This window comes from Billgrantia campisalis, assembly GCF_022341425.1.
Classification (GTDB): Bacteria; Pseudomonadota; Gammaproteobacteria; order Pseudomonadales; family Halomonadaceae; genus Halomonas; species Halomonas campisalis.
In genome coordinates, this window is the sequence record NZ_JABFUC010000003.1 from 216,802 (window position 1) to 243,560 (window position 26,759).

Consider the following 26,759-nt stretch of genomic DNA (forward strand, 5'->3'; position numbering starts at 1 on the left):
GCTAAACTGGGAAGATAAAGGTGAGGGGAGGAGCTTTCATAAACTGGTGTTATGGAAGCTGCTGGCAGCCATAATGGCAACTTTGATTTGGCCACAAGCCCCTGATATCATGCTTTCCGACATCGCAACAGCGAAGCCTAACCATGAACGTGACACCGCAGCCTTTTACCCCCTCTGCCGATCTGGCGCGCCCCAGCGTGGCCGACGCCGTGGTCGGCAGCGATGCCGCACCGCTGTTCATTCGCAAGCCCAACCCGGATGACGGCTGGGGGATCTATGAGCTGGTCAAGTCCTGTCCGCCGCTGGACGTGAACTCTGCCTACGCCTATCTGCTGCTGGCCACGCAGTTTCGTGATACCTGCGCCGTGGCAACCAATGAAGAGGGGGAAATCGTCGGCTTCGTTTCCGGCTACGTGAAGAGCAATGCCCCCGATACCTATTTCCTGTGGCAGGTCGCCGTGGGCGAGAAGGCCCGCGGCACCGGTCTGGCGCGCCGGCTGGTCGATGCCGTCATGAGCCGCCCGGAACTCGCCGAGGTTCACCACCTGGAAACCACCATCACGCCGGATAACCAGGCGTCCTGGGGACTGTTTCGGCGGCTCGCCGATCGCTGGCAGGCGCCGCTCAACAGCCGCGAGTACTTTTCCACGGATCAGCTCGGCGGCGAGCATGATCCCGAAAACCTGGTGCGTATCGGCCCCTTCGATACCGGCCGTCTCTAACAGGTCCCGCCCCCATAGGCAACACCCCGTCATTTGCGCTGGACGGCCATGCCCGGCCGTCCACGCTCCCCGTTACTCTCAGCAAGGAGGTCGCCCAATGCAGACCCAGCTTCTCGAACGCATGGAATCCGAAGTCCGTACCTATTCACGCTCCTTCCCGGTGGTCTTCACCCAGGCCCGCAATGCGCGGCTGACCGATGAGGACGGCCGCGAGTACATCGACTTCCTGGCCGGTGCCGGCACGCTGAACTACGGCCACAACAACCCCAAGATCAAGCAGGCGCTGCTCGACTATCTGGCCGAGGACAACATCATCCACGGGCTGGACTTCTGGACCGCCGCTAAGCGCAACTACCTCGAGGCGCTGGACGAGGTGATCCTCAAGCCCCGCGGCCTGGACTACAAGGTCCAGTTCCCCGGGCCGACCGGCACCAACGCCGTCGAGGCCGCCATTCGCCTGGCGCGCAATGCCAAGGGGCGCCACAATATCGTGACCTTCACCAACGGCTTCCATGGCGTGACCATGGGGGCGCTGGCCACCACCGGCAATCGCAAGTTCCGCGAGGCCACCGGCGGGGTGCCCACCGTCGGCGGTACCTTCCTGCCCTATGACGGCTATCTGGGTGACGGTACCGATACCCTCGACTATTTCGAGAAGCTGCTCACCGACAAGTCCGGCGGTCTGGATGTGCCGGCCGGGGTCATCGTCGAGACCGTGCAGGGGGAGGGCGGTATCAACGCCTGCGGCAACGCGTGGCTCAAGCGCCTGGAAGGCATCTGCCGCGCCCACGACATCCTGCTGATCGTCGACGACATTCAGGCGGGCTGCGGGCGTACCGGCAAGTTCTTCAGCTTCGAACACGCCGGCGTCACGCCGGATATCGTCACCAACTCCAAGTCGCTCTCCGGCCTGGGCCTGCCGTTCTCCCAGGTGCTGATGCGCCCCGAGCTGGATGTCTGGTCACCCGGCCAGTACAACGGCACCTTCCGCGGCTTCGCCCTGGCCTTCACCACCGCCGCCGCGGCGCTGCGCGAGTACTGGTCCGATGACGCCTTCGCCAAGGAGGTGGAGCGCAAGGGGCAGGCGGTTGCCGAGCGTTTCCAGCGCATTGCGGCCTGGATCAGCGAGCAGGGCATCGAGGCCAGCGAGCGCGGCCGCGGCCTGATGCGCGGCATCGATGTCGGCAGCGGCGAGGTGGCCGACAAGATCACCGCCCAGGCCTTCGAGAATGGCCTGGTGATCGAGACCAGCGGTCAGGACGGCGAAGTGGTCAAGTGCCTCTGCCCGCTGACCATCAGCGACGAAGACCTGGTCGAGGGCCTGGATATCCTCGAGGCCAGCACCAAGCAGGCGCTTAGCTGAGTGAGCCAGATGCCGAGCACGACAAGCGCCTCGGCATCTGCTGAAATCAAGGTGCGTCTGCTGACCTAGTGCAGCAGTCAGTCCCTGGGCAGCACGCACAGCGGCTGCCCAACTACCGAATTACCGGGAGAGAGACCCATGATCGTACGCAACCTCGAAGTCGCGCGGGAGACTGACCGCCTGGTCAAGGCCGAGAACGGCAACTGGGACAGTACCCGTCTAAGCCTCGCCGACGATGGTGGCAACTGTTCTTTCCATATCACGCGGATCTATGCGGGTACCGAGACGCATATCCATTACAAGCACCACTTCGAGGCGGTCTACTGCATCGAAGGGGACGGTGAGGTCGAGACCCTGGCCGACGGCAAGATCTGGCCGATCAAGCAGGGCGACATCTACATTCTCGACCAGCACGACGAGCATCTGCTGCGCGCCTTCAAGACCATGCACCTGGCCTGCGTGTTCACGCCGGGTCTCAGCGGCAAGGAAGTGCACCGTGAGGATGGCTCCTATGCGCCGGCCGAAGCCGACGACGAGAAGCCGCTCTAACTGCAACCAGTGCCAACCCGGATGCCTGGCATGACGGTCGTTGCCCCCGACACCTGGTGGTGCCGGGGGTGTTTGTGTCTTGCGGGTGGCGCCGGTTTCCCAACGTTACGGCACGAGGGCTTGGGTATCGATTGGTTGGGCATTATTGGGGATGGTATCCAGTAGTTCGCATAATGTATATTATGTTAAATCATAGATGCTGCCGAGTTGGACAAACCGGCGCCGGACTCCTTATCATCCCTTCTTCGCTACGCCAGCCCACTTGCCACCCTCGCCAGTCCCTGCATTGAGGGTCGCCGCCCCGGAGGTCCTTGTCCCGCATGCGTCTCTTATCGCTGACCGCTGTGCCCTGGTTGCTGACCTCGCTGCTGCTGACCGGCTGCGCCCTGGCTCCTGGCCAACAGGCCGAGCCCGAACCGACGCTGACGCCTGACGCCTTCGAGGCGCGTATCGCCCACCTGGAGCAGAACCTGGGACAGCGCTGTGACGCCCAGTTGCAGTGGCAGGCGCAGCAGGATCTGCGCCAAGGCGAGCTGCAGGCGGATGTGCGCGAGGTCGGCGGCCTGCTGCGTCGTCTGCGTAGCGATATCGCGCGGCTCGAGCAGCGCGACGATGAGCCGGTGATCATCGCCGCCGACTGCAATGACCGGGCCGGCGACGTACTCGAGGGCAAGGAACTGGTCGGCCGTTCCGAGTGGATCGGTCTGCCCGATATCGGCACCTACCTCAAGGCCCGCGTCGACTCGGGAGCCAGCACCTCCTCGCTGTCGGCCACCGAGATTACCCGCTTCGAGCGCGACGGTGAAAACTGGGTTCGCTTCAAGCTCGGCCTGACCGACGACGACGTGGCGGTGGACGATGTACGCGATGAATGGATCGAAGCACCGGTGGTGCGTCGGGTGCGCATCCTGCAGGCCGCCGGCACCGAGTCCCGCCCGGTGGTCAGCCTGATCATGAGCCTGGGGGCTATCCATGAGCCGGTCGAGTTCACCCTCAGTGATCGCACCCACCTCAACTACCCGGTGCTGCTAGGGCGCCGCTTCCTCATGGACCTGGCGGTGATCGATGTGGCCGAGACCTATCTCCATCCCCGTCCCGAGTTTCCCGGTGGCCGGCCCGCCGACGAGGCCCACGAGGACGAGATCGATGACCAGGATGAAGACGAGCGCTGAGCCTCGCCCACCCTGCCCTCCAAGGAACCTACATGTCGCGACTGCCCTTCTATTTGATCGTGGGATTGCTGCTGGTGCTCGGCATCGGCTTCAGCGTGCACCGGCACGTTCAGCTCGAAGTCCCCTGGACACCGGGTGAGCAGCGGCAAACCTGGGAGGTAGAGGCCGTCGTCGACTTCACGGCCCTAGGGGAGCCCGTTCGCGTTGATTTTGCCCTGCCCTCTCACCAGCGTGGCTATCGTATCCTGACCGAAAACACCGCCTCGCCGGGGTATGGCCTGTCATTCCTCCAGGATGACGCCGCCCGCCGCGCCCAGTGGTCGATCCGCGAGGCGACCGGCAGCCAGCAGCTCTACTACTCCATTCGCCTGCTGGTGACCGACGACCGCGACCAGCAACCGATACCGCGTCCTGCGCTGCGCAATAGCGCCTGGGAACGGCCCTATGACACGGCGGCCGCCCAGGTCATCGAGCGCGCCTGGGCGCGCAGCGCCGATCCCTATACCTTCGCCCGGGAGCTGATTCGCGACTTCAGCGACGATCGCCAGGGCGAGAACGCCCGTCTGCTGCTGACGCAATTCGACCGCGGCCCTCTGCTGGTGCGGCTGCTCAATCAAGCCGGCGTGCATGCCCGTGAGGTCAGCGGGCTGATGCTGAACGACGGCCGGCGCCGCCAGACCCTGACGCCCTGGATTCAGGTCTACGAGGATGAAAGGCGCTGGTCGCTGTTCAATCCGGTTACCGGCGAACAGGGGCGACCCGACAACCTGCTGCTATGGGAGACCGGCGGTCAGGCGGTGCTGGAGGTGCAGGGCGGCACCAATTCTCGGGTGACCTTCTCGATGCTCTCGCGCAACCAGCCGGCCGCGGCAGCCGTTCGAAGCCAGCTGGCCAATGACACCCTGCTTAACTTCTCGATCCACAGCCTGCCTCTCGAGGAACAGGCGCTGTTCCAGACCATCCTGCTGATTCCCATCGGCGCCCTGGTGGTGGTGTTCCTGCGCATCATGGTGGGGATCAAGACCTCCGGCACCTTCATGCCGGTACTGATCGCCCTGGCCTTCATCCAGACCACGCTGCTCACCGGGCTGATCGGCTTTTTGCTGATCGTTGCCGTGGGCCTGGTGATCCGCAACTACCTCTCCTATCTCAACCTGCTGCTGGTGGCGCGCGTCTCGGCGGTGATCATCACGGTCATTGCCATCATCTCGCTGTTCTCGGTGCTCTCCTATCGGGTGGGCCTCAATGCGGGACTGACCATCACCTTCTTCCCGATGATCATCCTCTCCTGGACTATCGAGCGGATGTCGATCCTATGGGAGGAAGAAGGCCCCAAGGAGGTGCTGATCCAGGGGGGCGGCAGCCTGGTCACCGCCGTGCTGGCCTATCTGGCCATGAACAACCCCTGGATTCGCCATATCACCTTCAATTTCCTGGGGGTGCAGCTGATCCTGATGGCGCTGATCCTGCTGCTCGGTAACTATACCGGCTACCGACTGCTCGAACTGCGCCGCTTCAAGCCCGTGACCGAGGACTGACGCCATGTGGGCACGCCCCAGCCAACTCTTCAGCCGTGGCATCATCGGCATGAACCGGCGCAATATCCGCTATATCGGGCGCTACAACGACCGCCGACTCTACCCCCTGGTGGACGACAAGCTGCAGACCAAGCTGCTGGCCGAAAAGCACGGCATCACCACCCCGGCGCTGGTCGGCACCGTGACGACCCAGTTCGGCGTCAAGCAGCTTCGCCAGATGGTGACCGGCCACGCCGGTTTCGTGATCAAGCCGGCCAAGGGCAGCGGCGGCAAGGGTATCCTGGTGATCGAGCGCTGCGACCCCGACGGCTATATCAAGCCCAGCGGCGCAAGGCTCACACTCGCGGATCTGGAGCGCCATGTCTCCAATATCCTCTCCGGCCTCTACTCCTTGGGGGGGTCGCCGGACGTCGCCGTGGTCGAGGCGCTGATCAATTTCGACGAGACGCTCTCCGCCTACACCTATGAAGGCGTCCCCGATATTCGCGTGGTCATCTTCCGCGGCTACCCGGTGATGGCCATGATGCGCCTGTCGACGGCGGCATCCGACGGCAAGGCCAATCTGCACCAGGGGGCCGTGGGCGTCGGGCTCGATATTGCCACTGGGGCGGCGCTGCGCGGCGTACAGTTCGACCGCACCCGCCTGGACCATCCTGATACGGGGCACGAGTTGGCGAGCCTGCGCATTCCCGACTGGCATGCCCTGCTGCTGCTGGCGGCCGGCTGCTACGAGATGACCGGGCTCGGCTACCTGGGCACCGACATGGTGCTGGACCGGCACAGAGGGCCGATGCTCCTGGAGCTCAATGCCCGTCCGGGACTGGCGATCCAGATGGCCAACGGCGAAGGCCTGCGGCCACGCCTGGACCTCATCGAGCAGCAGGGTGAAGGCGTCGGCCCCGAGCAGCGGGTCGCCTTCGCCCAGCGCCATTTCGCCCGCCGGGGCGTTCTGTGCCGTCCCCACCAACCCCGCCCCTCGGTGGTGGCCTCGGCGCCCAGCGCGTAGAATAGAGGCTTGTTTTCCAGCAGCGGATCGACCATGGCCGACTCCACCACCCTGCTCCTGCAGGCCGAACGACAGTGTCAGCGGCACGGCGCGCGCTTCACCCCCATTCGCCGCCGCGTGTTGGAGATGATCGCCAGTGCTAGCGGCGGGCTCAAGGCCTATGAGCTGCTCGACCGGCTGGCCATGGAGCATGCCGCCGCCCGGCCGCCGACCATCTACCGCGCCCTGGACTTCCTGATCGAGCAGGGCCTGGTGCATCGCATCGAGTCGCTCAACGCCTATGTCGCCTGCCCCTGTCCCGAGCACGCCCACGGCTTCCAGCTGCTGATCTGTCGCAACTGCGGTCGGGTCGAAGAGCTGCATCTCGACGATGTCAATGCGCAGCTCGACGCCCGCGCCCAGGCGCTGGGCTTTCGCGTGGAGCGTCAGACCATCGAGTTGCTGGGACGCTGTGACGACTGTCAGGAGGCCGCCTCCCAGGCCTGCTGATGCCGACCGCCTTGACCCACACCATTCTCACCCCAGGAGCTCCCATGGCCGAAACCTTCAAGGAACTGGAGCGTGCCGAACGCGACTCGCGCTGGCCGCGTGCCGCGATTCTCGATGCCGCCCACTTCAACGCCGACGGCCTGATGCCCGCCATTGCTCAGCAGCACGATAGCGGCGAGGTGCTGATGATGGCCTGGATGAACCGCGAGGCGCTGGACGAGACCCTGCGCACCGGCCGCGTCTGCTACTGGTCGCGCTCCCGCGGCAAGCTGTGGCGCAAGGGCGAGTCGTCGGGCCAGCAGCAGCACCTACGCTCTGCCAGCCTCGATTGCGACGGCGATACCCTGCTGCTGCGGGTGGATCAGACCGGCCCCGCCTGTCATACCGGGCGGCGCAGCTGCTTCTATGTGGCGCTCGAGGAAACCGGCGCGCGCATCACCAGCGATCCGCTGATCGACCCCGATACGCTCTACCAGAAGCCCTAGGGGAGTACCGATCCATGAATTGCCTTGCGGCCTGGCTCTACCGCTTAGGGCGCCTGCTGACCCGCGGGCTCGGCCTGCTCATGCTCGGGCTGGTAAAACTCTACCAGGTCGCCTTGAGCCCGTTGCTGGGCCCCCGCTGTCGCTTCTGGCCCAGCTGCTCCCACTACACGGCAGAAGCAATTCAGGTCCACGGGCCGCTGAAGGGTGGCTGGCTGGCCGCTCGCCGTATCGTACGCTGCCACCCCGGCAGCCAGGGCGGCATCGACCCGGTGCCCGGCGGGCCCAGCGAGCGTCTCTGCCGGGAGGATCCGGAACTCGACGAGCACTTCCGGCCCCGCGGCGGCGCCTGCCGTCACCGCTAAGGAAGCGCTGAACAAATAGTGGTAGCCCGCGACCACCCGGCCCACTCGCCACCAAAATGATTATCCCGCCTTAAAAACGATTATTTTTAAAGCCTAGTCCATAAAAATGATTATATGAGCAGGGCTAGCGCTTAGGCCGCTTCCTGCTCGGCGATCTCGTAGATGCGTGCCAGCATGCTGTTCAAGCCGTTGCTGCGCGTCGGCGACAGGTGCTTGTCGAGGCCCAGATCGGCGAGGAAGTGTGGGCTGGTGTCCCGAATCTCCGCCGCCGGCCGGTCATTGTAGATGCGCATCAGCACCGCGATCAGTCCCGACACGATGGCGGCATCCGAGACGGCGTCGAAACGCAGGCGCCCCCCCTCGTGGCGGTGGTGCAGCCAGACATTGGATTGGCAGCCCTGGATCTTGCGCTCGGGGGTCTTCCACTCCTCGGGGAACTCGGGGAGCTGCTTGCCCATGTCGATGATGTACTGGTAGCGGTCCATCCAGTTGTCGAACATCTCGAACTCATCCAGCAGCGCCTGCTGGGCCTGTTCGGCTGTGGTCTCGGAATTCATGGTGACTCCTTGAAGGGGATGGACCCCATTATATCGGTTCAGCGGCCCCATCACGATCATCCGCGTAGGACCGGCCGCGGCTGTCGAACGGCAGGCGGTGGGCCGACTGCTGGCGATGCCACTCCTCATCTTCGGCGTGCAGGTAGCGAGCGGTGGTGTCGAGCCGGGCATGGCGGGCGGTGCCGGCCAGGTAGCGCAATTCCACCCCGGCCTGAGCCTGATGGGTCAGGGCGGTATGGCGAAGCCAGTGCGGCGTGGCCTGACGCAGCCGCAGCACCTCGGCTCTGGCCCCCTCCCCGGCCTCGCTCTCCAGCGCTGCGGCGGCCTGCTGGAAGGTCTCGCGAATCAGCCGGTAGAGCCGGTTGTCGCCGAGGCCGCGTCGGCCGTCCAGGCTACGTAGCAGCGGGGCCGTCTCGTCCGGGGCCGGATGAGACGGCAGGCCCAGCCGTTCGCGCCACTGGGTCAGCAGGGCGAGCATATCCGGCGGCACCGGGATGCGCGCGACCTTGTCTCCCTTGCCCACCACTCGCCACCACCAGCGCCCCTCGCGCCGCTCGAAGTCGCCCATGCGTGCCCCGGCCATCTCGCTGATCCGCGGGGCTAGCAGGTAGGCGAAGCCGAACACCAGACGGCGACGCCCGTGCTCGAAGTGCTCCCGTTCGCCGACACCCTCCTCCGGCTGGCGGGCAAGCCACTGCCATAGCCATTCCCAGAGCGGGCGCTCCAGGTAGCGCTCCACCCCCTGCTGGCGGTTGTTGAGCCGGCGACGTTTGTCGCGCATCAGCCGGAACGGGTTGTGCGCCACCCAGCCGGCTTCCACCAGCCAGGCGAACAGGCCCTGCAGGATCACCAGGCTCTGTCGTCGGCTGGCCGGCGACAGCGGGCCTCGGAACGGCCGCCACTCGGGGCTGTGCCGCGGCCGCGGCGGCCCGACCCAGCGGCTGCGCGGCCGCGGGTCGACGAGAAAGGCCTCGAAGGCATCGAGGTCCTCTCGCCTGAGCTCGCCAAGCCCCCTGCCCTGTTCGCTCAGCCACAGCAGCAGTCGCTCGGCCTCCCGTCGATAGGCGCGCAGCGTCTGCGGGCTGGCCCGATACTCGGCCAGCCACTGCCCCACCGCCTCCGCGTCGCTGCTTGCGGCGATATAGGCACCCTGCCCGCCCGGCTCGGCGGGCAGCAGCTCCCCTGCAGGCGCCGGCCAGCCCTGCAGGCCTGTTTCGTTATGTTTCTGGCGACTCACTCTCTTCTTGCTCCTTGCCCCTTGCCCCTTGCCCCTTGCCCCTTGCCCCTTGCCCCTTGCCCCTTGCCCCTTGCCCCTTGCCCCTTGCCCCTTGCCCCTTGCCCCTCAGTATCTCCGTCCTCTCTCAATAAATGCAAGATAATGAGCGTAATCATGCTTTTTTGTTTAATAAGATAAATAATAATACAGTTACGTAATATGTAATATTCTTCCTTTTCGAGGCCTGCCGCGCTATCCTGCCGCCGACATCAAGTCCCATGACGCGCATGGAGACTGCCGGCGCGACGGCGGCGCAACGAGGAGAGTGAGATGGCACGCAGCGGTGTGCAGTACGAGGACGTCCGGCGGGCGATCGACACCCTGCTCGCCAGGGGCGACGCTCCCGGCGTGCAGAAGATTCGTGAAGTGCTGGGCACCGGCAGCTTCACCACCATTAGCGAGCACCTCAGGGAGTGGCGTACGCGCCGGGAGGAAAACCGCGACCGCCCACCGCCGCGCACTATGCCCGAGGGTATCCAGCAGCTGGCCGAACAGCTGTGGGAGCAGGCCCAGGAGGCCGCCGGCGAGGCACTTGCCCACTATCGCGAGGAGGCCGACGGCAAGGTCGCCTCGGCCCGGCAGGCGGCCGAGGACGCACGCCGTAACGCCGAGGATGCGGCGCAGCGCGAGGCCGCCTTGGCCGCTCACCTGGCCAGCATCGAGCAGCGCCTGGAGGCGCGCGGCGCCGAGCTCGCCCGGGCCGAGGCCGAACGCGACCAGGCCAACCGGCAGCGCGAGCGGCTCGAGGAGCGCCTCGCGCAGGCTACCCGACGCGGTGAAGCGCTGCAGGCCGAGCTCGAACGCCAGGCTCAGGTCCAGCACCAGGCGCTGGCCGAGCTCGAGGGCCGCCACCAGGCGCAGGAGGCCCAGGAGGAGCAGCGCCACGAAGCCGCCGAGGCCCGCCTGATGGCGCTGCTGGACGATCTTCGCCAGGAGCGCCTGGCGGCGGACAAGCGGCAGGCGGCCAGGCAACAGCAGCTGGAAGGCCGCCTGGAGGCGCTACAGGGGGAGCTGCAGGAGGCGCGTCAGGCGCTTACCCAGGAGGAGAAGGCACACCGGGAGACCCAGTGGGCCAGGTCCCGCGCCGAGGAGCGGGCCGACACCCTGCGCCACGCCCAGGCGCTGCTGCAGGGGCGGGTCGATGATCAGCGCCGCCACCTGGACGAACAGGGCGCGAGGCTGCGGGCCCTGGAGGCTGCGCTGGCCCGCCAGGAGCGGCAGGCGCGAACGCAACCCGCTGAGGCAGCGGTGGATGACGACGAAGGGGCAATCAACGAAGAAGGCCCCGCCTCGGCGGGGCCTTCTCAACCACATGCTCGTGCAGAGTCTAGCGACGGGGGCGACAGCCGGTAGGCGGCAGACGCCAGGGACAGGCGGCAGTCACCGATAGTAGGCGTTGGTGGTGTCGGTATGGTCGGTCACATCGCGAATGCCGGCCAGTTCGGGAATGCGCTCCATCAGGGTCTTCTCGACGCCCTCCTTGAGGGTCAGGTCCACCGCCGCACAGCCCTGGCAGCCACCACCGAAGGCCAGCACGGCGACGTTCTGCTCGGTCAGCTCGATCAGCTTGATCTCGCCGCCGTGGGCGGCCAGGCCGGGATTGATTTCGCTGTAGAGGATATAGTTGACGCGATCCTCCAGGGGGCTGTCGGCATTGACCTTGGGCATCTTGGCGTTGGGGGCCTTGATGGTCAGCTGCCCGCCCATGCGGTCGGCATTGAAATCGACCACGGCCTCCTCGAGGAAAGGGATACTGTTCTTGTCGACGAACACGCCGAGCTTGTCGAGATCGAGACGCTCGTCGCTGGGCTCTTCCTCTCCGGGGCGACAGTAGGCCAGGCAGGTTTCCGCATAGGGAGTGCCGGGCTGGGTAATGAAGATGCGCACGGCGATTCCCTCGACGTTCTGCTTCTCGAGCAGCTCGGCAAGGTAGTCCTGGGCGCTGTCGGTAATCTGGATGATCTCGCTCATGGTCGTCTCGCTGGTCGGGCCGCCCGGCGGGCTGGCCATAGATGACATACCGACATGGTAAGCAAAAGCGCGGAGCGAGACAATCCCGACCATTTTGGTCGGTTTTTAACCATACCCTGCCCTCGCGAAGCCGCTTTTGCTACTATGGGCGGCTAATTCGGCCGTCGCACGAGAAGACGCTTCATAGGCGCTGGCGCGGCCCCCACCCTGGACGTGACTACGCTGGAGACCGACCCTACCCATGGCCGCCGTTCCCTCTGCCCTGACTGCTACCCTCACCGAGCGCCTCAACGATCGCATCCTGATGCTCGATGGCGGCATGGGCACCATGATTCAGAACGCCGGACTCGACGAGGCCGATTTCCGCGGGGAGCGCTTCACTGACTGGCCCTCCGATCTCAAGGGCAACAACGACCTGCTGGTGCTGACCTGCCCCGAGCTGATTTCGCGCCTGCACCGGGAGTATCTGGAGGCGGGGGCCGACATCGTCGAGACCAACACCTTCAACAGCACCCGCCTCTCCCAGGCCGACTACGGCATGGAAGACCTGGTACCGGAGATCAACCTCGAAGCGGCGCGCCTGGCTCGCCAGGTGTGCGATGCCGTGGCCGCCGAGACCGGGGTGCCGCGCTATGTGGCCGGGGTGCTGGGGCCCACCTCGCGCACCGCCTCGCTGTCACCGGACGTCAACGACCCGGCCAAGCGCAACGTCACCTTCGATGCGCTGCGCGACAACTACTACGAGGCCGCCGAGGCGCTGATCGAGGGCGGCAGCGACCTGATCCTGATCGAGACGATCTTCGACACGCTCAATGCCAAGGCGGCGATCTTCGCCCTCGAGCAGCTGTTCGGCGATCGCGGCGAGCGCCTGCCGGTGATGATCTCCGGCACCATCACCGACGCCTCCGGCCGCACCCTTTCCGGTCAGACCACCGAGGCGTTCTGGAATTCGGTGCGCCACGCCCAGCCGCTCTCCATCGGGCTGAACTGCGCCCTGGGGGCCGCGGAGCTTCGCCCCTATCTGGAAGAGCTGGCCACCAAGGCGGACACCTTCGTCTCCGCCCACCCCAACGCTGGCTTGCCCAACGAGTTCGGCGAGTATGACCAGACGCCGGAGGAGATGGCGACCATCGTCGCCGAGTTCGCCGAGAGCGGCCTGGTCAATATCATCGGTGGCTGCTGCGGGAGCACCCCCGAACACATTGCCGCCATCCATGCGGCCGTCGCCGACATGACGCCGCGCCGGGTCCCCGAACGGGCCCGGGCCTGCCGCCTGTCGGGCCTGGAGCCCTTCAACATCGAGAAGGGCTCGCTGTTCGTCAACGTCGGCGAGCGCACCAACGTCACCGGCTCGGCGCGCTTCAAGCGTCTGATCGTCGACGAGGACTACAATACGGCCCTCGAAGTGGCCCTGGAGCAGGTAGAGAACGGCGCCCAGATCATCGACATCAACATGGACGAGGGCATGCTGGAGTCCGAGGAGGCCATGGTGCGCTTCCTCAACCTGATCGCCGGCGAGCCCGACATCGCCCGGGTGCCGATCATGATCGACTCCTCCAAGTGGGAGATTATCGAGGCCGGGCTCAAGTGCGTGCAGGGCAAGGCGGTGGTCAACTCCATCTCGCTCAAGGAGGGCGAAGCGGCCTTCGTCGAGCAGGCCACCCTGTGCCGCCGCTATGGCGCGGCGGTGGTGGTGATGGCCTTCGATGAGCAGGGGCAGGCGGACACCTTCGCCCGCAAGACCGAGATCTGCCAGCGCGCCTATCGCACCCTGGTGGACGTGGTGGGCTTTCCGCCGGAAGACATCATCTTCGACCCCAACATCTTCGCCATCGCCACCGGTATCGAGGAGCACGACAACTACGCGGTGGACTTCATCGAGGCCACTCGCTGGATCCGCGAACACCTGCCCCACGCCATGGTGTCGGGCGGCGTCTCCAACGTGTCGTTCTCCTTTCGCGGCAACAATCCGGTGCGCGAGGCGATCCACTCGGTGTTTCTCTATCACGCCATCCGCGCCGGCCTCACCATGGGCATCGTCAACGCCGGCCAGCTGGCCGTCTATGACGACCTGCCCGGCGAGCTGCGCGAGGCGGTGGAAGACGTGGTGCTCAACCGGCGCAGCGACGGCACCGAGCGCCTGCTCGACCTGGCCGACAAGTACAAGGGCGACGGCAGCGGCGCCGCCAAGAAGGAGGACCTGGAGTGGCGCAGCTGGGAGGTGGAAAAGCGCATCTCCCACGCCCTGGTCAAGGGCATCACCGCCCACATCGAGGAGGATACCGAGCAGGCCCGGCAGCGTGCCGCTCGCCCCATCGAGGTGATCGAAGGCCCGCTGATGGACGGCATGAACGTGGTCGGCGACCTGTTCGGGGCCGGCAAGATGTTCCTGCCCCAGGTGGTCAAGTCGGCACGGGTCATGAAGCAGGCGGTGGCCTACCTGATCCCCTTCATCGAGGCCGAAAAGAGCGGTGATACCCAGGCCAAGGGCAAGATCGTCATGGCCACGGTCAAGGGCGACGTCCACGATATCGGCAAGAACATCGTCGGCGTGGTCCTGCAGTGCAACAACTACGATGTGGTCGACCTGGGCGTGATGGTGCCGGCAGAGAAGATCCTGCAGACCGCCCGGGACGAGAAGGCCGATATCATCGGGCTGTCCGGGCTGATCACCCCGTCGCTGGATGAAATGGTCCATGTGGCCAAGGAGATGCAGCGCCAGGGCTTCAACCTTCCGCTGCTGATCGGCGGGGCCACCACCTCCAAGGCCCACACCGCGGTCAAGGTCGACCCCGGCTACGAGCACCCGGTGATCTACGTGGCAGACGCCTCGCGGGCCGTCGGCGTGGCCGGCAAGCTGCTATCGGCCGAGCTCAAGCCGGCCTATACCGCCGAGATCCGCGCCGAGTACGAGCAGGTTCGCGAACGCAACGCCAAGCGCCGCCCCAAGGCGGCTGACCTCAGCTATGCCGAGGCCCGCCAGCGCAAGCTGCCCATCGACTGGGCCGGCTACACCCCGCCGCGCCCCGCCATCACCGGCCTGAAGGTTTTCGACGACTATGATATCGAGGAGCTGATCGAGCGCATCGACTGGACCCCCTTCTTCATGAGCTGGGAGCTGGCCGGTAAGTACCCGAAGATCCTCGATGACAAGGTGGTCGGTGAAGCCGCGCGAAGCCTGTTCGCCGATGCCCAGGCGATGCTGCGCAAACTGATCGATGAGAAGCACATCCAGGCCCGTGGCGTGATCGGCCTGTGGCCGGCCAACAGCGTCGATGACGATGTCATCGAGGTCTATGCCGATGAGTCGCGCACCCGGGTCATCGAGCGGCTGCACCACATCCGCCAGCAGACCACCAAGAATCGCGACGGCGTCTGCTACAGCCTGGCCGACTTCGTGGCGCCCAAGGCGTCGGGCAAGCCCGACTGGATTGGCGGCTTTGCCGTGACCACCGGCCATGGCGTCGAGGCCCTGGCCGAGCGCTACAAGGCTGCCGGCGACGACTACAGCGCGATCATGGTGCAGGCCCTGACCGACCGCATGGCCGAGGCCTTCGCCGAACGCATGCATGAGCGGGTGCGCAAGGAGTTCTGGGGCTATGTACCTGACGAACAGCTGGACAACGTCGAGCTGATCGCCGAGAAGTACCAGGGGATCCGCCCGGCGCCGGGCTACCCCGCCTGCCCCGACCATACTGAGAAGACGACCCTGTTCCGCCTGCTCGATGCCACCAAGAACGCCGGCATCGACCTGACCGAGAATTTCGCCATGTGGCCGGCGGCAGCGGTGTCGGGCTGGTACTTTTCCCACCCGCAGTCGAAATACTTCTCCACCGGCAAGATCACCCGGGATCAGGTCGAAGCGCTGGCCGACCGCAAGGGCATGTCCCTCGTGGAGCTTGAGCGCTGGCTCGCCCCGGTGCTCTCCTACGATCCGAGCTGATGGCCGCAATGCGTCACCCGCCCGCGGGGGCCGGCATCTTGCCGACTCCCCCGCGGCGCCAGAAGATCCTGCGCCTGGCCCTGCCGATCATCGCCGGCATGCTCTCCCAGAGCCTAATCAACCTGATCGATGCCGCCCTGGTGGGGTCTCTGGGCGAGGTGCCGCTGGCCGGCGTGGGCATCGGCGGCTATGCCATGTTCCTGATCACCGCCCTGGTGTTCGGGCTCTCCTCCGGCGTCCAGGCCCAGACCGCGCGGCGCCACGGCGAGGCGGACTGGGCACAGCGCGCCGTGGCGCTCAACGCCGGGCTGGTGCTCGCCGTCCTGGCCGCGCTGCCGATCACGGCACTCTGCCTGTGGCAGGCGCCGCGGCTGCTTGCCCTGATCAACCAGGACCCGGCGGTCAACGCCGTGGCCGTGGAGTACTTCCGCTGGCGGGTGCTGTCGCTGGTCGCGGTGGCGATGATCTTCTGCTTTCGCGGCTACTGGAACGGTATCCAGCAGACCGGCATCTACCTGCGCATCATCCTGTTCATGCATCTGGTCAACGTACTGGCCAGCATCGGCCTGATCTTTGGCTATCTGGGGCTGCCCGCCATGGGCGCCGCGGGGGCCGGTGCCGGCACCACCCTGTCGCTGTTTGCGGGGCTCGCCGTTTGGGCCTTGCTCAGCGTGCGGCACGCCACCGCCAGCGGCTTTCTGGCCGCCCTGCCACGCCGCCTGACCTTCGTCACCACCCTGCGCCTGGCCGCGCCCCACTCCTTCCAGCAGCTGTGGTTTGCCGCCGGCTACGCGGTGCTGTTCTGGATCCTTGGCCAGATCGGCACCGCCAGCGTGGCGGTGGGCCATGTGCTGGTGAACCTCTCGCTGCTGCTGATCCTGCCCGGGGTCGGCCTGGGCATGGCGGCCATGAGCCTGGTCGGCGAGGCGCTGGGACAGCGCGCCCACCGCGAGGCCCACCGTTGGGGCTGGGACGTGGTACGGCTGGCCTGGCTGTGCCTGGCGCTGCTGGCGCTGCCCATGGCCCTGTTTCCCGACCGGGTGCTGGGACTCTTTCTCCACGACCCGGCACTGATCGCGCTGGGGCGCCTGCCGCTGCAGCTCACCGCGGCCATGATCGTGCTCGACGCCGCCGCCCTGGTGCTGGGTCAGGCGCTGCTCGGCGCCGGAGCCAACCGCACTGTGATGACCACCACCCTGACCCTGCAGTGGCTGGTCTTCCTGCCCCTGGCCTGGTGGGTCGGGGTGGAGCTGGAGCTGGGGCTGCTGGGCATCTGGTGGGCGCAGCTCGGCTATCGTTGCCTCAATTCGGCGTGGTTCGTGATGATCTGGCAGCGGCGGCGCTGGCAGCGGCTGCGGGTATAGGCCCGCGCGGTGCGGACTCGAGCTCTTATATTACTTTTTGTATAAAAACTATGAATATTTATTCTTTCATAGAATAATGCCGGGGCGTTAAGGTGCCCTTGACGCTTCGCCACTCTCACTGCAGCAGGATCGGCTGAATGTATCGCTACGACAACCACGATCAGACCCTGGTCAATGAACGTGTCGCCCAGTTTCGCGACCAGATGAATCGCTATCTGGCCGGGCGGCTCAGCGAAGAGGAGTTTCTGCCGCTGCGCGTGCAGAACGGTCTCTATGTCCAGCGTCATGCTCCCATGCTGCGCATCGCGATTCCCTACGGCATGCTGGCCTCCTACCAGCTGCGCAAGCTGGGTGACCTGGCCCGCGACTATGACCGCGGCTACGGCCACTTCACGACCCGTACCAACCTGCAGCTCAACTGGCCCAAGCTGGAGACGGTACCGGACATGCTGGCGGAGCTCGCCAGCGTGCAGATGCACGCCATCCAGACCAGCGGCAACGATATCCGCAACACCAGCACCGACCAGTTCGCCGGCGTGGCCGAGGACGAAGAGGTCGATCCGCGTCCCTGGTGCGAACTGATCCGCCAGTGGTCCACCTTCCACCCGGAGTTCACCTACCTGCCGCGCAAGTTCAAGATCGCGGTGACCGGCGCCGAGGAGGATCGGGCCGCCATCCAGGTGCACGACGTGGGCCTGCGTCTGTGGCGCGACGCCCAGGGCGAGGTGCGGGTCAAGGTGATGGCCGGCGGCGGCCTGGGGCGCACGCCGATGATCGGCGAGACCGTGCGCGAGGACCTGCCCTGGCAGCACCTGCTGACCTACCTGGAGGCCCTGGTGCGGGTCTACAACCAGTTCGGTCGTCGCGACAACAAATTCAAGGCGCGCATCAAGATCCTGGTCAAGGCGCTGGGCGTCGAGGAGTTCCGCCGTCGCGTGGACGCCGAATGGGCCCATCTCAAGGATGGCCCCCAGACCCTGACCCGCGATACCGTCAGCGACATGCAGCGCCACTTCGTCGATCCCGAGCGGCGCCCGGTGAGCGCCGAGGCCATTGCCGACTTCGAGCGGCTGCGCAAGGAGAATCGCGCTTTCGGCCGCTTCGTGACCAACAACGTCCACAGCCACAAGGTGACCGGCTACAAGGCGGTGACCCTGTCGCTCAAGCGCAGCGGCCACTCGCCGGGAGACCTGACCTGGGAGCAGATGCACCAGGTGGCGGATCTGGCCGACGCGTACAGCCACGGCGAGCTGCGCGTGACCCACGAGCAGAACCTGGTGCTCTCCGATGTGCCGGTGGATCGACTCGAATCCCTCTGGCAGCGGCTCGGGGAGCTGGGGCTGGCCAACCCCACCGTGGGCACCCTGGCGGATCTGATCTGCTGCCCGGGTGGCGACTACTGCGGCCTGGCCAACGCCAAGTCGATCCCCGTTGCCCACGCCATCCAGGAGCGCTTCGAGGACCTGGATTTCCTCTACGACCTGGGGCCGCTGGAACTCAATATCTCCGGCTGCATGAACGCCTGTGGGCACCATCACGTCGGCCATATCGGCATCCTTGGCGTCGACAAGAAAGGCGAGGAGTGGTACCAGATCTCGCTGGGCGGCGCTCAGGGCAATGCGGCCTCATTGGGCAAGATCCTCGGCCCCTCCTTCAGCCGTGAGAGCGTCCCCGAGGTGATCGACAAGGTCCTGCAGGTCTACGTCGGCGAGCGACTCGACGGCGAAACCTTTCTCGAAACCTATCGCCGAATCGGCCTCAAACCCTTCAAGGAGCGGGTCTATGCCTGATCAAGACACTCTCACCACACGCCCCTTCATCCGTCAGGGGAAGCCGGCCGAGGATCGCTGGACGCTGGTGCGCGACGATCAGGCGGCGCTGCCCGAGGGCCCCGTCATCGTGCCGCTGGCGCGCTGGCAGGCCAGCGAGGCGAGCGCAGAGCTCGCACCGTGGCTCTCCAGCGATACCGAGCTGACGCCTGAGCTCGCCGATGAGCTCGGCAACGCCCCCTTGATCGCCATCGACTTCCCGAAGTTCACCGACGGGCGTGGCTACAGCCTGGCGCGGCTGCTGCGCGAACGCTATGGCTATGAAGGTGAGATTCGTGCGGTAGGCGACGTGCTGGTCGATCAGGTGTTCTTCCTGACCCGCTGCGGCTTCGACGCTTTGTCGCTGCGTGAGGACCAGTGGCTCGAGGATGCCCTTTACGCCCTCAACGCCTTCAGCCGCGCCTATCAGCCGGCCGTGGACGAGCCCGAGCCGCTGTTTCGCCATCGCCTGCGCGAGGCCTCGAAGGAGCTGGCGTCGGCCATGGCCTGACCCCCTGCCGCTACCTGCTGCATGCGATGCCGGCCCCGATCGGGGCCGGCATCGGCGTATCTATGGTTTACCCCCGACGTTTCTGCTGGCGCTCGCGGTTGGCGGCTCGCGCTCGTTCGCTCTTGCGCAGCATCACCCAGGTGGCGCCCAGGCCGCCGTCCGCCTGCTGGGCGGACACGAAGGCCTGTACCTCGTCGAACTGGGCCAGCCACTTGGCCAGGTAGGAGCGCAGCACGTTGGGTGGGCTATCGATCTCGCGGCCGCGGCCGTGAACAATCAGCACCGAGCGCAGGTCATGGGCATAGGCTTCCTGGATGAAGGGCGGCAGCGCTCGCCGGCACTCGGCCAGGGGGCGTCGCAGCAGGTGGAGCCGCGCCTGGGCGGCATAGCCGCCATAGCGCAGGCGGTCGAGCACCCCGCGTTGGATGCCGTCGCGACGGTACTCGATGGGGTCGAAGGGCGCCAATAGATCGACGAAGTCGTCGGAAAGGAAACTGTCCTGGCCGGTCTCGGCCTGGGCACTCTCGCGGCGGGCCAGCTGGGCTTCGCTGGGCGGACGACGCCGACGCCCCGGATCGGCGCGGTTGGTCGCCCCCGCCAGCGGGGTCACATCGCCCATCAGCGCCTGGAAGTCCTGATCACTACGAGCCGACTGGGTCATGGGCCACCTCCGCGATTACGGTTCTGTTGTCATCCTACCAGAGCCGATGTGTGAGGTTGAATCAGACAACCATGGGCCAGGCATGGCAGCATGTCCCTACCGTGTTCGACAAGGAGTTCCCATGACACGCCTGCGCCTTGTGCTGCTGTGCCTGCTGCTGCCCCCCCTGGGGCTGGCCGGTTGGCTGTGGTGGACCATGCTCAGCCCCTTCACCTACGACCGACCCGAGCATTTGCCGGCTATCGACGAGGGCCCCCACGAGGTCTTCGTCTATGGCACGCTGCGCTTTGCGGCGGTGCGCTGGGTGGTGATGGGGCGCGCCAGCGAGTCCGAGCCGGCTCTGCTCGAGGGCTTTCGGCGCGAAGGGCTCGACCTAGCCGAGGCGCCCGGGGAGCGCGTCGACGGCCAGGTGATCGAAGTGAGTTCCCGGGAGCTCGCCCGGCTGGATCGCTACGAGCGCCTGGGCATTCGCTATGAGCGGGTGCGCCTGGAGCTGGAGGATGGCCGTGAGGCCTGGGTCTATCGACGGCTGGCCGACGCCTCCGCCTTGCTTCTACAATAGCCGCCATTCTAGCGTCCGACTCGAGGCACCACCATGGTCATTACCCTCTTCCATAACCCCCGCTGCTCCAAGTCGCGCCAGGCCCTGGCCCTGCTCCAGGAGCACGGCGCCGAAGTCCGCGTGCGCCGCTACCTGGATGAACCGCTGGACGAGACCGAACTGCGCGAGCTGATGTCGCGGCTGGATGCCGACGGCACCGCCCTGGTGCGCACCCAGGAGGCCGAATGGAAGGCCTTGGACGCCGACATCCAGGACCAGGAGCAGGTGATCCGGGCCATCGTGGCGCACCCACGACTGCTCGAACGCCCGATTGCCGACGATGGCAAACGCGCCATCATCGGCCGGCCGCCGGAAGACGTTCTCAGCCTCATTCATGACGATGACTGATCCCCTTCCCGCCCTCCCGCTTGCCACAGACCATCAGGAAACCCAATGCGCGACACCCTGCCCTATGTGCTGATCCTGTACTATTCCCGCCACGGTGCCACCCGCGCCATGGCCGAACAGCTGGCCGCCGGGGTCGAATCCTGCCCGGGCGTTGCCGCCCGGCTGCGCACCGTCCCGCCGGTATCACCGACCTGCGAGGCGGTGGACCCGGAGATCCCCGCCGAAGGCGCCGTCTATGCCGACCTGGACGACCTGCGTAACTGCGCCGCCCTGGCCCTGGGGAGCCCAACCCGCTTCGGCAACATGGCGGCGCCGCTGAAGCACTTCATCGACTCGACCAGCGCGCTATGGCTCAACGGGGCGCTCACCGACAAGCCGGCCAGCGCCTTCACCTCGACCTCGAGCCTGCACGGCGGCCAGGAGACCACCCTGATCTCCATGCTGCTGCCGCTGCTGCACCACGGCATGGTCTATGCGGGTCTGCCCTACAGCGAGATCGAGGTGATGAACACCACCAGCGGGGGAAGCCCCTATGGGGCCAGTCATGTTGCCGGCAAGCGCAGCGATCGCCCCCTCGACGACGATGAGCGTCATTTGGCCCAGGCCCAGGGCAAGCGACTCGCCCGACTGGCCCTTGCTCTGGACGCCATGCGCCGGGAGGAGCGATGAGACGCTGGCTGGAAGGGCTGGAGGCCCGCCATGGCCTGGATGAGCTGACCGAGCGAGCGCGCCGGCTGGTGCTGGGCAGTTTCACCCTGCTGGTGGTGCTGGTGGTGTGGGGCAGTCTGTCGATGCAGGCCGGCGACAACCCCCTGACCCCGATCATCGTGCGAATCCTGCCGCTGCTGCTGTTCCTGCCCTCGGTCATCGGTCAGCGTCCGCGGGGACATGCCTGGCTGGCATTCGTCAGCCTGCTCTACTTTACTCAGGGAGTGATGGTGGCGACCCTGCCCGGACAAGGGCTGCGCGGTGGGCTGGAGGCGCTGACAGCGCTCGCACTGTTTACCGGCTGCATGTTCTATGCGCGCTTTCGCAGTCGCCAGCTGCGCGGTGACAGCCAATCTTGATCTCGGCGGGTATTTTTCTCACAGCCTGCTAAATTGATATGGGTTTTACAGCTACGCTAAATCGACAACACACCTGCGCGAAGGGAGATCGTGATGAACATGACGCTGAAAACCAGCCTGGCCGCCTGCGGTCTGTCCGCAGGTCTGGCGTTCGCCGCCGTTGCCCAGGCCAGTGACATCGAGGATGCCATCCACTACCGTCAGAGTGCGCTGAGCGTGATCGGCTGGCATATCGGCCCGCTGGGCGCCATGGCCCAGGGCGACATCGACTACGATGCCGAGGAGTTCGCCCATCGCGCCGACAACCTCGCCTTCCTGGCCTCCCTGCCCTGGGAAGGCTTCGTGGAGGGGTCGCTGCGGGGCGACGGACACGGTATCGACACCGATGCCCTGGCCGTGATCGCCGACGACTGGGACGATTTCGAATCCCGGCAGCAAACGCTGATCGAGAAAACCGCCGAGCTGGCCGAACTGGCTCAGGGGGATGATTTTGGTGCCATGCGCCAACAGGTGGCCGCCGTGGCCGATACCTGTCGTGGCTGCCACGACAACTACCGTGCCGACTGACGGCCAAGACGCCATCGTTGTGCTAACACGGGCGGCCGCTGGGCCGCCCGTGCGCTGCTCGGACGCTGATTCAGGGCTGTCACGCATTCCATAGCCAGATCACCGGGGCGGCTGCCACGGCCATCGAGACCAGCAAGAGCCAGGGATTGGCACGCTGGCGATGTGTCGCTCCAACAGGCGCGTCTTCGGGCTCCTTCGGCAGCAGCTTGCGTCCGGTGAGCATGGCCACCACCAGGCGCTCCCCCTTCAGGCGATGGACGACCAGGGCCAGCAGGTGGGCGGCGATGAGCCCCATCAGCAGGTTGGCGTTGAGATGGTGTAGAGTCAGCAAGGCACGGCTCACATCGCGGCCGAATACGCCATACAGCGGCGCCCGGAAGAAGATGTCATCGGTCAGGAAGAGGCCGCTGACCGCCTGAAACGTCAGCGACGCCAGCATGACCATCACCATCAGGCCGCCCAGCGGGTTGTGTCCCGCATAGGGGGGCGGCGGACCGGTCAGCAGGCGCCGGGCATAGGTCAGCATGCGCCGCGGGCCATAGAGGAAGTTCCAGAAGCGGGCGTGGGGGCTGCCGACCAGCCCCCAGCACCACCGAAAAAGCAGCAGCCCCATCACCACATAGCCCGCCTTGGCATGGATTTCGACGGGAAACAGGAAGGGGGCGCCGCCCAGTTTCATGGTGTAGAAGGACAGCGCCACGCCGCCCACCAAGGCCCAGTGGAAGAGCCTGGTCGGAAGGTCCCATACCGGATAGTGCATCTCGCCTCCTTGCCGTATTGCCTGGGAGGGTTCAGCAGGCCCATACGCCCGGCTGAGCATCGCGAGCCGGCAAAATCGGGTGTTGTGCTTCGGCTGCTCAGCGGCGACCATGAGCAAAATTTACGAGGAGAACACCATGACACGCAATATTGCCGATATCCGACGGGACTACGAGGGCGGCAGGCTGGAAGAGACCCAGGTCCCCGAGGACCCCATGGTCCTGTTCGACGAGTGGATGACCCTGGCGCTGGACGTCGAAGGCAATGACGGCAATGTCATGACGCTGGCCACGGTGGACAGCCAGGGGCTTCCCCATGCACGCATCCTGCTGCTCAAAGGCTATGATGAGCGTGGCCTGGTCTTCTATACCAACTACCACAGTCACAAGGGCAGCGAGCTGGCCAACGTACCCCACGCCGCCATGGTCTTCTGGTGGCCCTCGCTGAGCCGGCAGGTGCGCGTCGAGGGTCGCGTCGAGCAGGTCGCTAGCGATGAGTCGGACGCCTATTTCAACAGCCGGCCGCGGGCCAGCCAGCTCGGCGCCTGGATCGCTACCCAGAGCGTGGTGATCCCCGGCCGTAGCTGGATCGAGGAGCGTCAGCACCGCTTCGAGCAGGCCTATGAGGGGCAGGACATTCCCCGCCCCATCCACTGGGGCGGCTACCGCGTGATTCCCGAGATGTTCGAGTTCTGGCAGGGCCAGCCCAGCCGCTTGCACGACCGTATCCGCTACGAGAACCGCGACAGCCGCTGGCAGCATTTCCGCATGGCGCCCTGATACCCTTGGCACCCAATCAAGCCCCGACTCTCCCGTCGAACGGTCTGAATCGGGGCCTGTTCAATCCGGCTGGCTCTCCAACCGGTGGCGCTGCCACTCACTCACCGGTTCGTTGAGCCGCAGGACCGCATCCACGACCTGCTCCTCCATGTTGTAGCGGCAACGAAAGCCCAGGTGCTTCATCAGCGCCCGCATCGGGTGATTGTCGACCATGATCTTGCCGATCATCTCCAGGGTCCCGACGCTCTTGCAGTAGGCGATCATCTTCTTCATCAGCAGGCTGCCGAGCCCCTGTCCCTTCATGTCGTCACGCACAATCACCGAGAATTCGGTGCGGATATTGTCGGGGTCATTCCAGACCCTCACGACCCCCAGCATCTCCTTGCTGCCATCCTCGCGCCGATGCTCGGCGATGAAGGCCATCTGCCGGTCGTAGTTGATATGCGAGAGAATCGACAGGTCGCGCTGGGTGAGATCGGATTTGTTGTGGAAGTAGCGGAAGCGGATGCTCTCTTCCGATAGCTGGGTATGGAAACTGGTAATCAGCGGGGCGTCCTCGGCGCGAATCGGCCGCACCTCGACGTCCATGCCGTTCTTCAGGGTCACCCACTCCCTGAGCTCTTCCGGATAAGGCATGATCGCGAAGCGCGCCGGGGCACCGAGGTCCATGGCGAAGTCCACCGCGATCATGCCGTCGCGGTTGAGCAGCAGCGGATTGAGCTCCAGTCCGCGCAACTCGAGCAGGTCCGACGCCATCTGCGACAGCTTGACCAGCAGCTGACAGAGCCGCTCGAGGTCACGCTCCGGGTCGCTGGAGTGTTCGCGAATCAGCCGAGCGGCGTGGGTGCGCCCCACCACGTCGGCGGCCAGGGTCATGTTCAGCGGCGGCAGCGCCACCTGGCGGTCGGCCAGGATATTGACCTTGTAGCCGCCGATGCCGAACACGATGATCGGACCGAAGATCGGGTCGCGGGTGATACCGGCGCAGAGCTGCATGGAGTGCTTGCCGCGCTGCATCGGCTGCAGGCAGTACTCGCGAATGACCAGCGAGGGAAGTTTTTCGCGGACCTGGTCGGCCAGCCGCTCTACCCCCTCGGCGACCTGCTGTGGCGTATGCAGGTCCTGCAGCAGGCCGGCGGAGAGGCGGTGGGGGTGGCGACGATAGCGAAACGGCTGGCAGTTGCCCTCGTGGACCACCTTGAGGGCCAGGGGACCGTCGATCTCGCCGGCCGCCTCAGCGGCCTCCTGGGCGGTATGCACGTGACGACTGGGCGCCACCGGGATGCCGTAGGCCTCGAGCACCCGCGCCGTCTCGGAGTGGTAGAGCGTCTCTCGCCCTTCGGCCTTGGCCTGCTCGATCAGCGTACGGCACTCGGCGCGGATATCGGGGGTGGTGCTGAACGGCAGGCTCGGCGGGGTCTCCTGCAGCAGCGCCTGGACGCGCTGGTAGTCCACCATGTGCATGAAGGCCTTGACCGCCTTCTCCGGCGAGACGTAGGTGGGAATGCCGGCCATGCTGCACTCGTGCCGCGCATAGAGCGCGCCCTCGAGCCCCATCCAACTGGTCAGCAGGTTGCGGCGAAAGCGCTTGCGATTGGCGATGATGGCCTGGGCGGTGGTCTTCGAGGGAGCCAGCCGGGTCGGCGCATGCACCACCAGCACGGCGTCGACCCCGGGGTCGGCGGCGACGATCTCCAGCGCCTCGACCAGTTTCTCGGGCGTGGCGTTGCCGCCCAGGTCGACCGGATTCTCGCCGGGCTTGCTCATGTCGAAGTCGCCCTTGCGCAGGGCGCGGCGGGTTTCCTCCCCAAAATTCGCCAGCCGGCCGCCGGCGCTGATCAGCTTGTCGATGGCCAGCATGGCCGGGCCCAGGCCGTTGGAGACGATGGCCAGGCGGTCGCCCTTGAGCGGCTTCATCTGCGACAGGGTCATCAGCGCGTCGAAGAGCTCATCGGAGTCATTGACCCGCACCACGCCGGCCCGCGAGAAGGCCGCATCGAACACCACGTCGCGGTTGGCCACCCCCGGGGTTGGCGGCATATTGGAGAGGTCGGACTCGGGCGTGCGCCCGCTCTTGATGGCCAGCACCAGGCGGTGGCGCGAGGCGTCGCGCAGGGCCGTCATGAAGTGCTGGGCATCTTGGATGCGCTCCAAATGCAGCAGGATCGCCTGGGTCGGGGCGTACTGGTTGATGTAGTCGATCAGGTCGGGGAGCATCACATCGACGCTGTCGCCCACCGTGATCAGGTGCGAGAAGCCGATGCCCCGGCCGGCCGCCCAGTCGATCATGGCGTTGCCCAGCATGCCGGACTGCCCCAGGTAGGCCACGCGCCCCGCTTTCACCGGCTGACTGGCATAGGAGGCGTTGAGCTTGCGCCCCGGTACGATCAACCCCATGCACTCCGGGCCCAGCACCCGAATGCCCGACTCCCGCGCCGCCGCGAGCATCTGTTCGCGGATCGACCCCCGCCCATCGCTGGCGTCGTCCAGGTCGGATCCGCCGGACAGGACCAGCGCGGCTTTGACGCCGAAGCGTCCCAGACGGGCGATCACCTTCGGCAGGCTATGCGCCGGGGAGCAGATGACCGCGAGGTCGGGAGGCTCCGGCAGGTCACGGATGCGCGACACCCCGGGCTGCCCGAACACCGAGGGGTAGCCCTTGCGGTTGACCGCCCAGATCGTCCCGGGGAAGCCGGCATCCTGCAGGTTGCGAATGACCAGCCCACCTATGGAGTGGGGCTTCTCCGAGGCGCCGATCACCGCAATGGTGCGAGGTTCGAAGAAGTGTCGCAGAAATCGGGTACCCAAGTCGCTCCCTCCACCAGCTCAGTTCCTGCCACCCTGTGTACGACTTATTGACA

General features: G+C 66.0%; 26 protein-coding genes. 20 read left to right on the top strand and 6 right to left on the bottom strand.

Translation table 11 applies throughout. The annotated features are described in order from the left end of the window. Positions 1 to 143 precede the first annotated feature (143 nt). From ectA to yidD, 9 genes are all read left to right on the top strand, one after another. Complete coding sequence (ectA, locus tag HOP52_RS04910) at positions 144 to 722, top strand: diaminobutyrate acetyltransferase (RefSeq protein WP_238976159.1); 579 nt, start codon at positions 144 to 146, stop codon at positions 720 to 722. Positions 723 to 819: 97 nt separating this feature from the next. Next, entirely contained in the window at positions 820 to 2,085 is a 1,266-nt protein-coding gene (gene ectB / locus HOP52_RS04915) for a diaminobutyrate--2-oxoglutarate transaminase (RefSeq protein ID WP_238976160.1), read from the top strand. A gap of 138 nt (positions 2,086 to 2,223) precedes the next feature. Further along, entirely contained in the window at positions 2,224 to 2,634 is a 411-nt protein-coding gene (locus HOP52_RS04920) for an ectoine synthase (RefSeq protein ID WP_238976162.1), read from the top strand. A gap of 320 nt (positions 2,635 to 2,954) precedes the next feature. After that, positions 2,955 to 3,806, top strand: coding sequence for a putative ATP-dependent zinc protease (locus tag HOP52_RS04925; protein WP_238976164.1), 852 nt, complete (start codon positions 2,955 to 2,957; stop codon positions 3,804 to 3,806). Between the two features lie 32 nt (positions 3,807 to 3,838). After that, on the top strand, positions 3,839 to 5,344 hold the full coding sequence (locus tag HOP52_RS04930) for an inactive transglutaminase family protein (RefSeq protein ID WP_238976165.1): 1,506 nt from the start codon (positions 3,839 to 3,841) through the stop codon (positions 5,342 to 5,344). A 4-nt stretch (positions 5,345 to 5,348) separates the two neighbouring features. Next, entirely contained in the window at positions 5,349 to 6,350 is a 1,002-nt protein-coding gene (locus tag HOP52_RS04935; RefSeq protein ID WP_238976167.1) for an alpha-L-glutamate ligase-like protein, read from the top strand. A 33-nt stretch (positions 6,351 to 6,383) separates the two neighbouring features. Continuing rightward, positions 6,384 to 6,839, top strand: coding sequence for a Fur family transcriptional regulator (locus HOP52_RS04940; protein ID WP_238976169.1), 456 nt, complete (start codon positions 6,384 to 6,386; stop codon positions 6,837 to 6,839). 44 nt (positions 6,840 to 6,883) lie between these two features. After that, positions 6,884 to 7,324, top strand: coding sequence for a phosphoribosyl-AMP cyclohydrolase (hisI, locus tag HOP52_RS04945; RefSeq protein ID WP_238976171.1), 441 nt, complete (start codon positions 6,884 to 6,886; stop codon positions 7,322 to 7,324). Between the two features lie 14 nt (positions 7,325 to 7,338). Continuing rightward, positions 7,339 to 7,686, top strand: coding sequence for a membrane protein insertion efficiency factor YidD (gene yidD, locus HOP52_RS04950; RefSeq protein WP_422677686.1), 348 nt, complete (start codon positions 7,339 to 7,341; stop codon positions 7,684 to 7,686). Positions 7,687 to 7,817: 131 nt separating this feature from the next. Here yidD and HOP52_RS04955 read toward each other — a convergent pair whose 3' ends face one another. Beyond that, entirely contained in the window at positions 7,818 to 8,243 is a 426-nt protein-coding gene (locus tag HOP52_RS04955; RefSeq protein WP_238976173.1) for a SufE family protein, read from the bottom strand. 28 nt (positions 8,244 to 8,271) lie between these two features. Next, positions 8,272 to 9,480 (bottom strand): tyrosine-type recombinase/integrase, encoded by a 1,209-nt coding sequence (locus HOP52_RS04960; protein WP_422677687.1) that lies wholly within the window; start codon positions 9,478 to 9,480, stop codon positions 8,272 to 8,274. 309 nt (positions 9,481 to 9,789) lie between these two features. On the opposite strand from HOP52_RS04960, the gene HOP52_RS04965 reads away from it, so the two are divergent. After that, positions 9,790 to 10,872, top strand: a complete 1,083-nt coding sequence (locus tag HOP52_RS04965) for a DNA-binding protein (protein WP_238976174.1) — start codon at positions 9,790 to 9,792, stop codon at positions 10,870 to 10,872. Between the two features lie 27 nt (positions 10,873 to 10,899). Here the strand turns inward: HOP52_RS04965 and nfuA are convergent, their stop codons facing one another. Beyond that, the gene (gene nfuA, locus HOP52_RS04970; protein WP_238976175.1) at positions 10,900 to 11,490 is read right to left on the bottom strand and encodes a Fe-S biogenesis protein NfuA; all 591 of its coding nucleotides are present in this window, start codon (positions 11,488 to 11,490) and stop codon (positions 10,900 to 10,902) included. A 241-nt stretch (positions 11,491 to 11,731) separates the two neighbouring features. Here nfuA and metH point away from each other — a divergent pair, with 241 nt between their 5' ends. From metH to HOP52_RS04990, 4 genes are all read left to right on the top strand, one after another. After that, positions 11,732 to 15,433 (top strand): methionine synthase, encoded by a 3,702-nt coding sequence (gene metH / locus HOP52_RS04975; protein WP_238976177.1) that lies wholly within the window; start codon positions 11,732 to 11,734, stop codon positions 15,431 to 15,433. Between the two features lie 8 nt (positions 15,434 to 15,441). Further along, a complete protein-coding gene (locus HOP52_RS04980; protein ID WP_238976379.1) occupies positions 15,442 to 16,797 on the top strand; it encodes an MATE family efflux transporter in 1,356 nt (451 codons plus the stop codon). 137 nt (positions 16,798 to 16,934) lie between these two features. Beyond that, positions 16,935 to 18,587 (top strand): nitrite/sulfite reductase, encoded by a 1,653-nt coding sequence (locus tag HOP52_RS04985; RefSeq protein ID WP_238976179.1) that lies wholly within the window; start codon positions 16,935 to 16,937, stop codon positions 18,585 to 18,587. Next, positions 18,580 to 19,116: a DUF934 domain-containing protein gene (locus HOP52_RS04990; protein WP_238976180.1), complete on the top strand. Its 537-nt coding sequence runs from the start codon at positions 18,580 to 18,582 to the stop codon at positions 19,114 to 19,116. Before HOP52_RS04985 ends, HOP52_RS04990 begins: the two co-directional genes overlap by 8 nt. A 67-nt stretch (positions 19,117 to 19,183) precedes the next feature. Here the strand turns inward: HOP52_RS04990 and smrA are convergent, their stop codons facing one another. Then, entirely contained in the window at positions 19,184 to 19,777 is a 594-nt protein-coding gene (gene smrA / locus HOP52_RS04995) for a DNA endonuclease SmrA (RefSeq protein WP_238976181.1), read from the bottom strand. A 121-nt stretch (positions 19,778 to 19,898) separates the two neighbouring features. On the opposite strand from smrA, the gene HOP52_RS05000 reads away from it, so the two are divergent. The 5 genes from HOP52_RS05000 (at position 19,899) to HOP52_RS05020 (ending at position 22,360) form a co-directional block, all read left to right on the top strand. Beyond that, on the top strand, positions 19,899 to 20,339 hold the full coding sequence (locus HOP52_RS05000) for a gamma-glutamylcyclotransferase family protein (protein ID WP_238976183.1): 441 nt from the start codon (positions 19,899 to 19,901) through the stop codon (positions 20,337 to 20,339). A gap of 33 nt (positions 20,340 to 20,372) precedes the next feature. Beyond that, positions 20,373 to 20,726, top strand: coding sequence for an arsenate reductase (glutaredoxin) (gene arsC / locus HOP52_RS05005; protein WP_238976184.1), 354 nt, complete (start codon positions 20,373 to 20,375; stop codon positions 20,724 to 20,726). Between the two features lie 45 nt (positions 20,727 to 20,771). After that, positions 20,772 to 21,395: an NAD(P)H:quinone oxidoreductase gene (wrbA, locus tag HOP52_RS05010; protein ID WP_238976186.1), complete on the top strand. Its 624-nt coding sequence runs from the start codon at positions 20,772 to 20,774 to the stop codon at positions 21,393 to 21,395. After that, positions 21,392 to 21,793: a DUF2069 domain-containing protein gene (locus HOP52_RS05015; protein ID WP_238976187.1), complete on the top strand. Its 402-nt coding sequence runs from the start codon at positions 21,392 to 21,394 to the stop codon at positions 21,791 to 21,793. Before wrbA ends, HOP52_RS05015 begins: the two co-directional genes overlap by 4 nt. 93 nt (positions 21,794 to 21,886) lie before the next feature. Beyond that, entirely contained in the window at positions 21,887 to 22,360 is a 474-nt protein-coding gene (locus tag HOP52_RS05020; RefSeq protein WP_238976189.1) for a c-type cytochrome, read from the top strand. A gap of 79 nt (positions 22,361 to 22,439) precedes the next feature. Here the strand turns inward: HOP52_RS05020 and HOP52_RS05025 are convergent, their stop codons facing one another. Then, on the bottom strand, positions 22,440 to 23,120 hold the full coding sequence (locus HOP52_RS05025; RefSeq protein ID WP_238976190.1) for a cytochrome b/b6 domain-containing protein: 681 nt from the start codon (positions 23,118 to 23,120) through the stop codon (positions 22,440 to 22,442). A 136-nt stretch (positions 23,121 to 23,256) separates the two neighbouring features. Here HOP52_RS05025 and pdxH point away from each other — a divergent pair, with 136 nt between their 5' ends. After that, positions 23,257 to 23,898 carry a pyridoxamine 5'-phosphate oxidase gene (gene pdxH, locus HOP52_RS05030; RefSeq protein WP_238976192.1) on the top strand — a complete coding sequence of 214 codons (642 nt, stop codon included), beginning with the start codon at positions 23,257 to 23,259 and terminating at the stop codon, positions 23,896 to 23,898. A gap of 60 nt (positions 23,899 to 23,958) precedes the next feature. Here the strand turns inward: pdxH and HOP52_RS05035 are convergent, their stop codons facing one another. Continuing rightward, positions 23,959 to 26,706, bottom strand: coding sequence for a bifunctional acetate--CoA ligase family protein/GNAT family N-acetyltransferase (locus tag HOP52_RS05035; RefSeq protein WP_238976194.1), 2,748 nt, complete (start codon positions 26,704 to 26,706; stop codon positions 23,959 to 23,961). Positions 26,707 to 26,759: the final 53 nt, after the last annotated feature.

Excerpts from the sequence above, each read along its gene's own strand:
- ectB (WP_238976160.1), top strand. The coding sequence starts at position 820 with ATGCAGACCCAGCTTCTCGAACGCATGGAATCCGAAGTCCGTACCTAT.
- HOP52_RS04980 (WP_238976379.1), top strand. The coding sequence starts at position 15,442 with ATGCGTCACCCGCCCGCGGGGGCCGGCATCTTGCCGACTCCCCCGCGG.
- HOP52_RS04925 (WP_238976164.1), top strand. The coding sequence starts at position 2,955 with ATGCGTCTCTTATCGCTGACCGCTGTGCCCTGGTTGCTGACCTCGCTG.
- HOP52_RS05015 (WP_238976187.1), top strand. The coding sequence starts at position 21,392 with ATGAGACGCTGGCTGGAAGGGCTGGAGGCCCGCCATGGCCTGGATGAG.
- HOP52_RS05025 (WP_238976190.1), bottom strand. The coding sequence starts at position 23,120 with ATGCACTATCCGGTATGGGACCTTCCGACCAGGCTCTTCCACTGGGCC.
- HOP52_RS05020 (WP_238976189.1), top strand. The coding sequence starts at position 21,887 with ATGAACATGACGCTGAAAACCAGCCTGGCCGCCTGCGGTCTGTCCGCA.
- HOP52_RS04935 (WP_238976167.1), top strand. The coding sequence starts at position 5,349 with ATGTGGGCACGCCCCAGCCAACTCTTCAGCCGTGGCATCATCGGCATG.
- HOP52_RS04920 (WP_238976162.1), top strand. The coding sequence starts at position 2,224 with ATGATCGTACGCAACCTCGAAGTCGCGCGGGAGACTGACCGCCTGGTC.
- HOP52_RS04990 (WP_238976180.1), top strand. The coding sequence starts at position 18,580 with ATGCCTGATCAAGACACTCTCACCACACGCCCCTTCATCCGTCAGGGG.
- HOP52_RS04930 (WP_238976165.1), top strand. The coding sequence starts at position 3,839 with ATGTCGCGACTGCCCTTCTATTTGATCGTGGGATTGCTGCTGGTGCTC.
- ectA (WP_238976159.1), top strand. The coding sequence starts at position 144 with ATGAACGTGACACCGCAGCCTTTTACCCCCTCTGCCGATCTGGCGCGC.
- HOP52_RS05000 (WP_238976183.1), top strand. The coding sequence starts at position 19,899 with ATGACACGCCTGCGCCTTGTGCTGCTGTGCCTGCTGCTGCCCCCCCTG.
- HOP52_RS04955 (WP_238976173.1), bottom strand. The coding sequence starts at position 8,243 with ATGAATTCCGAGACCACAGCCGAACAGGCCCAGCAGGCGCTGCTGGAT.
- HOP52_RS04985 (WP_238976179.1), top strand. The coding sequence starts at position 16,935 with ATGTATCGCTACGACAACCACGATCAGACCCTGGTCAATGAACGTGTC.
- wrbA (WP_238976186.1), top strand. The coding sequence starts at position 20,772 with ATGCGCGACACCCTGCCCTATGTGCTGATCCTGTACTATTCCCGCCAC.
- arsC (WP_238976184.1), top strand. The coding sequence starts at position 20,373 with ATGGTCATTACCCTCTTCCATAACCCCCGCTGCTCCAAGTCGCGCCAG.
- HOP52_RS04940 (WP_238976169.1), top strand. The coding sequence starts at position 6,384 with ATGGCCGACTCCACCACCCTGCTCCTGCAGGCCGAACGACAGTGTCAG.
- hisI (WP_238976171.1), top strand. The coding sequence starts at position 6,884 with ATGGCCGAAACCTTCAAGGAACTGGAGCGTGCCGAACGCGACTCGCGC.
- HOP52_RS04965 (WP_238976174.1), top strand. The coding sequence starts at position 9,790 with ATGGCACGCAGCGGTGTGCAGTACGAGGACGTCCGGCGGGCGATCGAC.
- nfuA (WP_238976175.1), bottom strand. The coding sequence starts at position 11,490 with ATGAGCGAGATCATCCAGATTACCGACAGCGCCCAGGACTACCTTGCC.
- smrA (WP_238976181.1), bottom strand. The coding sequence starts at position 19,777 with ATGACCCAGTCGGCTCGTAGTGATCAGGACTTCCAGGCGCTGATGGGC.
- metH (WP_238976177.1), top strand. The coding sequence starts at position 11,732 with ATGGCCGCCGTTCCCTCTGCCCTGACTGCTACCCTCACCGAGCGCCTC.
- pdxH (WP_238976192.1), top strand. The coding sequence starts at position 23,257 with ATGACACGCAATATTGCCGATATCCGACGGGACTACGAGGGCGGCAGG.
- yidD (WP_422677686.1), top strand. The coding sequence starts at position 7,339 with ATGAATTGCCTTGCGGCCTGGCTCTACCGCTTAGGGCGCCTGCTGACC.